The organism is Neobacillus dielmonensis, from assembly GCF_000612665.1.
Taxonomy (GTDB): Bacteria; Bacillota; Bacilli; order Bacillales; family Cytobacillaceae; genus Neobacillus; species Neobacillus dielmonensis.
On sequence record NZ_HG942036.1, the window covers coordinates 1 to 8,833 of the forward strand.

Here is an 8,833-nt window from a genome sequence, read left to right on the forward strand (position 1 = left end):
ATCAACAGTGTTAAAAAAATTAACATTATCGTTTACAGAGCCAAAAATAAAGAAACCCCATTCATGATTGAACAGGGATGTAAATGAAATGTATTCATAGTTTAACATCAGATTTAGGAAAATCCTATTTTTTTTCATAAAAAAACGGACCCCATAAAGGAGCCCGTCGGTTATTTTAAATTAAGCTTTACGAACGTTAGCAGCTTGAGGTCCGCGGTTACCTTGTTCAACATCAAAAGTAACTGATTGACCTTCTTCAAGAGTTTTGAAGCCTTCGCCTTGGATCGCAGAGAAATGAACGAATACGTCGTCTCCACCTTCACGCTCGATGAATCCGAAGCCTTTCTCGCTGTTAAACCATTTTACTTTACCGTTTTCCATAATTGTTTCCTCCTAGTGTGTAGAAACACACAACGTAATACTATCTCTGCTCTCAGTGATCATCAAGACGAAAAGATTCAAATCCTTTACACCGAACAAAAATAATTCTTGATAATAATAACATTAATTAAATAGGATTGCAAGGAGCTATTTAATAAATTCTTTCATTGGTTGAAAATGAACCAACCGGACATTGAATTCGTATTAAAAAAGACTTAATCCTAAATTAGCCCCAACCGCAAAAGTGATGGTTATACTGGAAGCTAATTGTTATTCAGTTCATAACCTTAACAACTTTTTTAAATCGCAAGAATCCAGTCCGTTATATCTTTGATGACTTGCTTTTCCACATTCTGAGAAACTTTAAATTCCTTTCTAACTTTCCGAATATCCCCATAAATGGATGTCATGAAAACATGATTCAAGTTTGGGTAAAGTTTAAACGTTTTATTTGGATGTTCACTTAATATATTCTTATAACCATAAAAGTCCTTCTCTATTGATGCCTGGACATCTTTTTCACCCTGCATAATTAAAAGAGGTTTGTCTATGTCCTTTAGATAATTTGCGGATGGATGTTCGCCCATTTCTTTAAAATAATAGGCTCTGAGGTACTTTCCCAAAACAGGAGTAGATTTAGCCTCTTCATCTGTTAAATGATAAATGTTGTCAAACTTAGAGGCTAAAGCGGCAACTTGTTTATCCGCTATTTTTCTCAAAAGCCTATTCAAGGATTTCAGGACCTCGTTATTTTGATCCATCATTATTTCTTCTAATTTTCGTGGTGAACCGGCCATAATGATGATTCCTGCAAAATTTCCACCTTCTGCGTCAATCCGTGGAGCCAGCATCCCCCCAAAACTATGACCGATTATAAAGATCTTATTTTGGTCAATTCGCGGATCCTGACGTAACAAGTTTACTGCAAGAAGGGTGTCTTCAATAGTTTCTTCCTTAACTGTTAGACTAGGGTCGCTTTTCATTTCCTTACCGTAGATGTATGTTCTCTTGTCATATCGCAAAACAGCAATCCCGTTAACCGATAAACCCTCCGCAAGGTCTTTAAAAAAGGCAACATTTCCGACTTTTGCATCCATATTACTAGGACCGGAACCATGAACCAGTACAACAGCAGGAACCACCCCCTCCCGTTCATCAGGCAGGGACAAAATACCATTAAGTGGATGCTTCGTTTCAGCACCTATTACTCTTTTTTCTTCAGCCATCCTGTTAACCCCCATATATTATTTCAAAACTTGAACTACCTGCGCCTTTCAACTAGTAAAATATTACTATTTTTTTATTTTCGATATAAACTAACGTTTCCCCTGCCCCAAAATACACACTCTATTTATTTTCATTAAAAAAGGATAGGCGAAGACATCTGCTTCCCTATCCCTTTTACTTGTAGTATTTATTTAATCAAAAGACCCCATTGTTTCAAGTACTTCTTGTGTTTGCGGAGAGATGTAAATATTTCGGCTTGGAAATGCCACTTCTACTCCCTCTCCCTCTAATATCTCCATGATTTTCAAATTGATATCATGTTTGATTTTAAGGTGTTCTGCCCACACAGTCGTATTAGTGAAAAAGTAGATTAAAATATCGAGGCTGCTTTCATTATAATGATCAAAGGCGACCATAATCGTATCAGGGTGGACATCTTCATGAATATTTAACATATGTTCAATCCGTTTTACAACTCTTTCAATCTGATCCTTGGTTGTTTTATAATTTAATGCCAAGTCAAAAGTGATTCTTCTTTTCCCCATCCGGCTCCAGTTGGTAATCGGTTCGTTAGCCAATGTGGCATTCGGAACCGTCACCAGCGCTTGACTAAACGTTCGAACCTTAGTGCTTCGGAAATTAATATCCTCTACTGTTCCTTCTACACTCGGTGTTAAAATCCAATCTCCGATCGAAAAAGGCTTCTCAGTCACAATCACAATCCCACCAATGAGATTACCTACGGCTTCTTTAGCAGCTAAGGCGAATGCCAATCCCCCCAATCCAAGACCTGCTACCAATCCGTTAACGTCATAGTTAAATTCTTGACCAATAATACTAATACTGATCGCAATTAGAATGACACGAATCGTTCTTGAAATAAACGGAATCAAAATTTGGTCAATTTTATTGTTAATTTTCTCATTAACACTTATTAAAATCCCCGAAGTCGGTGATGTCAGATTAAACAATCCCCATGTAATTAATACAATAATCATGGACCGTAAAAATTTTAAAAACAGCGCATTTTGTTGTTCCATAAACGGAAAATATTCCATTGCTACATACAAACCGACAATGATAAACGCCCAGCCTAACGGACGTTCAAATGCTAAACAAATCTGTGTAAAAAACTCAGTCGGGGTCTTTCTGGACAATTTTAATATCAATTGAAATACATACTTGGTAAACAGGTTTCTAAAGAGAATAAATAAAAGCAAAATTCCTATAGAAATCCCTAAATGCTTCAACATGTCATAATCCAAATCTGCAGTTGAAAAAGCCAAAACAAGTGAACCAAAATACATTACTAAAAAACCTTCTCTCTTTTTGCTACATTCAGTTAACCATGAATGGATGAAAAATCAGTGAAAAACAGTATTCGTACACTGGTCATTCCATCGCAAATGATAACTTTTTTAGCTACATATTTGAATACATCAAAAGTCTCAGATTCTGTAACATTAATAAATAAAGAATGTAAGTTCTTGCCCACCATTCGTAGTATGTATAATAAAAAGTGCGCTGACTTAATTAATCAACGCACCCTATGGCCTTTAGAAGCTCTGAAATGTTCACTTTCCACAATACGATAAGACAACAGCAGCCATTGCTTTTGCACTAATGAGCAACGATTTTTCATTTATATCAAATTTCGGATGGTGGTGCGGATAAGACGGGCTGTTATCGGGCATCGCCCCGACATAGAAGAAACAACCCGGCTTTTCTTGCAAATAAAAAGCAAAGTCTTCAGACGGTGGCTGTGGTGTTGTCTCAGCTACCTCATTCACTTCTTTTATATCCACTTGTTTTAAAACTTGACTGACGTGTTCCGTCACTTCAGGATCATTAAATAGAACAGGGTAATCATTGGAGTATTTCAATTCCGTTGTCACACCGAATGTTTCGTCAAGTCCTTTTGCCAATCTCCGAACTTCTTTTTCAACAATTTCCTTTGTTTCATTGGTCATAAAGCGAACATTTCCTTCCAGTGTTACAGCGTCTTTAATGACATTATTAACCCCTTTGCCATCAAAAGAACCAATGGTAACAACCGCTGTATCGAAAGGATTGATTCTCCGGCTAACAATGGTTTGAAGGTTCATGACAAATGAACTCCCGGCTACAATCGCATCATTGGACAAATGCGGTGACGATCCATGTCCACCTTTCCCTTGAATCCGTAGGGTGAAATCGGCACGACCTGTTTGTGTGTTTCCAGCATGATAATAAATTTCTCCTGTTTCCATTGTCGACATTACATGGATGCCTAAGATGACATCAACATCCTCTAATACACCAGCCTTAATCATTCCTTGTGCACCGCCAGGGGATTTTTCTTCAGCAGGCTGATGGATAATTTTAATCGTTCCTTCCAGTTCTCCCTTCATTTCCGCCAACGTCTCAGCCAATATTAACATATAGGCTGTGTGTCCATCATGGCCGCATGCGTGCATAACTCCTGGATTTTGCGAAGCAAATGGTAATCCTGTTTCTTCTTCAATCGGAAGGGCATCAAAGTCTGCCCGAATAGCGATCGTTTTTCCAGGCTTCCCTCCATTAATGGTCACGACCACCCCATGTTGACCGCCAAAATGAGGTTCGATTTTGTCTATATCAACATCTTTATAGAATTGCTCAATATATTTTGCTGTTTCATTTTCTTCAAAGGAAAGTTCAGGATGGGCATGCAGGTAACGTCGAATCTCAATGATCCGGGATTCTTTTTGTTCCAATTTATTCATTATTTCTGTTAACATCATAACGATTGCCCCCTACATATTCTACAAATATTAATAATGACGATTAGATAGAAATGTTTTGCTCCCTTGTATTTCTTTTCAAGTGCTTTGGCAGTTTCCAGTTAAAGATAACCGAGCACATCCTTAATGATACAATGATGATTAATAGAGTCATGATTTCCGATGTGCCATGTACCCAATGAAGTCCGATAGTTAGACCTGCTAATATCCCCCACGCTGCGTAGATTTCCGAATAAAAAATCATTGGTTTTCTTCGTGCCAAGAGATCCCGTATTAACCCGCCGCCAGCTCCGGTTAACGTCGAGGCAATCAAAATGGCACTTAAAGGGGCTCCACTTTGAACAGCATAGTTTGCACCTTGAATGGAAAAGGCCGCTAATCCTATGCTATCAAAAAAAGTTCCCCATTTGTTCCAATATCGAGTAACCATATTCGGCAATAAAAATACGACGATGATGGAAATAAAGGCAATATCAAATAGGTGATATTGCGTCCATATGGTTTCAACAGGAATTCCGATTAATACGTTACGGATCATTCCCCCGCCAAATGCGGTAGTCAATCCTAATACGAAAATCCCCAATAAATCAAAATCCTCTTCCATCGCGATCATGGCACCGCTAATCGCAAAAGCAACCGTTCCAATCATGTTAAGTACATCCCAAGTCAAAATAACCCCTCCATTCCCATCCTATTTTTTCCTAAGAACGCAAATAAAACCTATTAAGATTATTTAATTCTTCCGTTTGTCGTTTCCATGTTGGCTGCACTATAATGATAGATATTTATATGACTAAAATAAATATGGATTCTTTATAAAGCCTATAGCCAAAACTTATGGAAGTGACAGGATGGAACTGAAACAATTGCATTATTTTTCACAGGTTGTCAAACAGGGAAGTTTTACAAAAGCCGCGATTGCCTTATATACCTCCCAGCCAAGTGTGAGCAACGCTATTAAAGAGCTGGAGAAAGAATTAGGTGTGGAGCTTCTGATTCGAAGTATACGAAAAATCGAATTAACGGACACAGGGAGATTACTTTTTAACTATTGTCAACAAATTGAACATCTATTAGAAACACTTCAGCAGGACTTAGACGCTCTAAAAACAAATAAAACCGGGGTTGTCAGAATGGGAAGTACATCCACGATAGGAGCACAATTTTTTGCAGAAGTGATTGCTGATTTTAGAAAGACCTATCCGAATATCACCATAAAATTTACAGAAAGCGGCGCTATACCGTTGCAAAAGGCACTTTTAAATGGAGAATTGGATGTCATTATTGTGCATACACCGGTAGATGAAGCACTTATTAACTATTTCATCTTTTTAAAAGGAGATTTACGATTAATTGTCTCAAAAAATCACCCGCTGGCAACCGCTGAAAAAGTCAGTTGGCAGACATTACAAAATGAGAATTTTATCCTGCTGCCGGAAGGGTATAAAATTCGTGAACTGATTCTTTCGGAATGTCATAAAAATGGCTTTTCACCTAAAATTATCTGTGAAACGTCGCACTGGGACTTTTTAATTGAAATGGTTAATCGGGAACAAGGCATAACAATCTTGCCACAAAATGAACTGAAACCTTTAGATTTTGATAACCACAATATTTGCAATATTCAAATGGATAAGCCCGTTAATTGGGAATTAGGAATTGGTTGGCGGAAAGAAGGCTATAGGACTTACGCGGCTAAAACATGGATTGATTTTTTACAGGCACGGTTATGAAACTCGTTATATTTTGCCATAATGGTTATTGGAACAAGCTGACCACCAATTTATGAGTGAGTTAGGTTTCTGTGACAGTACATATTCTTACTAAGAGGTGTTTACATGACTTTACAGCGCACATTTATCATGGTTAAGCCTGATGGAGTTAAGCGAGGGTTAATTGGAGAGATTATCAAGCGTTTTGAACAGAAAGGATTCACTTTATTAAACGCAGAGTTAATGACAGTTGATCGTAAGCGAGCTGAATTTCACTATATGGAGCATCAGGACAAGCCGTTTTTCGGTGAACTAGTAGACTTTATTACATCTGGTCCCGTATTTGCCATGGTCTGGGAAGGGGAAAATATTATAGAAGTTTCTCGGCTAATGATTGGAAAAACAAGTCCATCGGAAGCACTGCCTGGTACGATTCGTGGTGACTTTGCATTTACGAAAGAAGAAAATGTCATCCACGGTTCTGATTCCCTACTGAGTGCTGAACGGGAAATTGAAAATTTCTTTGGCCTATTGAAACGACGTGTCGGACAAGATGATTTTCCATTCGAAGACCGTCAATCTGTTTAAGACTAGACAAGGCTCTGTTAAATTTTGCTTTTTGATTTCCGCTCCAGTCGTTCAGCTAACCCGGGGGAGCCTCCTCGGCCCCGTACTCCCGCAGGAGTTGAGCGCCCTCCGCTCCAATCAACAGGGTTTAAAAAATCAACAGTATCATTTAACAGAGCCTAAATATAACATCCAGCCAGTCGGCTGGTTTTTTCATTTAATGATGTACAAATAATAGGATCTTTTTTAGATCGGAGCTTAGAAGTGCCTGAAACACGTTTTAATTTGCGTAACAAGAACCGAATTCTTGCTGCCCCATTCATCTATAATAAAGTCTTAGTTATAATATAATGGGATTTATCTTGTTACTTCCTGAGGAAGAACATCTATAAAGTTAGAAGGAGTTATAACCTATTATGGAGTACTCAGCTTATTATTTAGGTGTTGATATTGGCACGACAAGTACAAAGGCTGTTTTATTTGCCGATAATGGAACCGTTATCAGCATGCATCACGTCGAGTATCCTCTCTACAGCCCTACTCCCTCTATTGCAGAACAAGACCCAGAAGAAATTTTTCGGGCAGTGGTCCTAGCAATGAAAGAGGCACTGAGAAAAGGCTCAATCAATCGGTCAAAACTCGAGCTAGTATCATTTAGTTCCGCGATGCACAGTGTCATTGCCATGGACAATCAAGGGACAGCCTTAACCCGCTGCATCACATGGGCGGACAGCCGGGCGGCAAAATGGGCAGAGAAGATCAAACAAGAATTAAATGGGCTGGAGATTTATAAAAGAACAGGCACACCCATTCATCCAATGTCACCTTTAGCCAAAATCGCGTGGCTCAGGACAGACCATCCTGACATCTTTCAAAAAACCATTAAATTTATTGGGATCAAAGAATATATTTTTTACCGTTTCTTTGATCGATTTATCATCGATTATTCAGTGGCATCCGCTACGGGTCTTTTCAATCTAACAGAGCTAACATGGGATCAAGAAGCCTTAAGGGTTGCCGGGATCACTGAGAATCAGTTATCTGAACTGGTTCCAACTACTTTTCATTTAGCAGGTTTGAAGGAAGAATACGGTAATGAAATTGGCTTATCCGCTGACACCCCTTTTATCATTGGGGCTACGGACGGTGTGCTCTCAAACCTTGGGGTAAATGCTATTGACCCCGGAGTTGTGGCTGTTACCATTGGGACAAGCGGTGCCATCAGAGCTGTGACTAACAAACCCGCCACTTCCCCGAACGGAAATACCTTCTGTTACGCCCTTACTGAACAACATTGGGTAATCGGTGGTGCGGTTAATAATGGTGGTATGACCTTCCGGTGGATACGTGATGAGTTGGCAGGCGCAGAAATTGAAACAGCCAAAAGGCTGGGAATGGATTCTTATGAGCTGTTAACTGAAATTGCTTCTCGTGTTTCACCGGGTGCTGATGGCTTGCTGTTCCACCCGTACTTGGCAGGTGAACGGGCACCTCTTTGGAATTCCAACGCTAGGGGTTCTTTCTTTGGTCTAGGGCTTCATCATAAAAAAGAGCATCTGATTCGAGCCGTTTTGGAAGGAGTCATTTTTAATCTTTATGCCGTTTTGTTAGATATGCAAAAAATGATGGGAAAGCCGAAGAAAATTCATGCAACCGGAGGATTTGCACGCTCTGCGCTATGGCGCCAAATGATGGCGGATATTTTCCAACAAGAAGTCGTTGTTCCTGAAAGCTTTGAGAGTTCCTGTTTGGGGGCCGTTGTTCTTGGTATGTTTGCCCTTGGTAAAATTAATGACTTTTCCATTGTCTCTAAGTGGGTTGGCTCTACCCATACTCATCAGCCAATAGAGGAAAATGAAAAAGTCTATAGGGAGTTGGCCCCTATCTTTATTCGGGTTTCCAATCTACTGGAGCCTGAATACAAAGCGATTGCTAACTTTCAGCATAAACGGGTAAGGTAACAAGCCGACAGTTAGACCTAGCAAGCCGAATATGTCTCGGGGTTAATCTGACAATAAGGCACCCTGGAACCGACAGTAACTTAACTTCTCTGAAATACTAAAACCTCGCAAAAAATGCTCAGACGAATATGTCTGAGCATTCAGACTGTCGACAAAACCGAAGAAATTCGGTTTTGCCGACAGTCTTTTTTTTGCTCTTTTAATGGGGGCTGTTGATTTGCGC

At 39.4% G+C, this 8,833-nt stretch carries 9 protein-coding genes; 3 read left to right on the forward strand and 6 right to left on the reverse strand.

What is annotated here, in order from left to right; translation table 11 throughout:
• Nucleotides 1-180: 180 nt before the first annotated feature.
• The 5 genes from BN2425_RS03640 to BN2425_RS03660 form a co-directional block, all read right to left on the reverse strand.
• On the reverse strand, nt 181-381 hold the full coding sequence (locus BN2425_RS03640) for a cold-shock protein (RefSeq protein WP_042455110.1): 201 nt from the start codon (nt 379-381) through the stop codon (nt 181-183).
• Nucleotides 382-680: 299 nt separating this feature from the next.
• On the reverse strand, nt 681-1,607 hold the full coding sequence (locus BN2425_RS03645) for an alpha/beta hydrolase family protein (RefSeq protein ID WP_042455112.1): 927 nt from the start codon (nt 1,605-1,607) through the stop codon (nt 681-683).
• 192 nt (nt 1,608-1,799) lie between these two features.
• Nucleotides 1,800-2,915, reverse strand: coding sequence for a mechanosensitive ion channel family protein (locus BN2425_RS03650; protein ID WP_042455114.1), 1,116 nt, complete (start codon nt 2,913-2,915; stop codon nt 1,800-1,802).
• A 267-nt stretch (nt 2,916-3,182) separates the two neighbouring features.
• Nucleotides 3,183-4,367, reverse strand: a complete 1,185-nt coding sequence (locus tag BN2425_RS03655) for a M20 family metallopeptidase (protein WP_195891895.1) — start codon at nt 4,365-4,367, stop codon at nt 3,183-3,185.
• A gap of 46 nt (nt 4,368-4,413) precedes the next feature.
• Nucleotides 4,414-5,040 (reverse strand): trimeric intracellular cation channel family protein, encoded by a 627-nt coding sequence (locus tag BN2425_RS03660; protein ID WP_042455118.1) that lies wholly within the window; start codon nt 5,038-5,040, stop codon nt 4,414-4,416.
• A gap of 181 nt (nt 5,041-5,221) precedes the next feature.
• Between BN2425_RS03660 and BN2425_RS03665 the strand changes: the two genes are divergently transcribed.
• From BN2425_RS03665 to gntK, 3 genes are all read left to right on the forward strand, one after another.
• Nucleotides 5,222-6,103 (forward strand): LysR family transcriptional regulator, encoded by an 882-nt coding sequence (locus tag BN2425_RS03665; RefSeq protein ID WP_042455120.1) that lies wholly within the window; start codon nt 5,222-5,224, stop codon nt 6,101-6,103.
• Between the two features lie 105 nt (nt 6,104-6,208).
• A complete protein-coding gene (gene ndk / locus BN2425_RS03670; RefSeq protein ID WP_081797993.1) occupies nt 6,209-6,670 on the forward strand; it encodes a nucleoside-diphosphate kinase in 462 nt (153 codons plus the stop codon).
• Nucleotides 6,671-7,065: 395 nt separating this feature from the next.
• Complete coding sequence (gene gntK, locus BN2425_RS03675) at nt 7,066-8,610, forward strand: gluconokinase (RefSeq protein ID WP_042455123.1); 1,545 nt, start codon at nt 7,066-7,068, stop codon at nt 8,608-8,610.
• Between the two features lie 42 nt (nt 8,611-8,652).
• On the opposite strand, the gene BN2425_RS22845 is transcribed toward gntK, so the two are convergent.
• Nucleotides 8,653-8,833 (reverse strand): hypothetical protein (locus BN2425_RS22845; protein WP_216628797.1); only part of this gene is annotated, 181 nt, incomplete at its 5' end.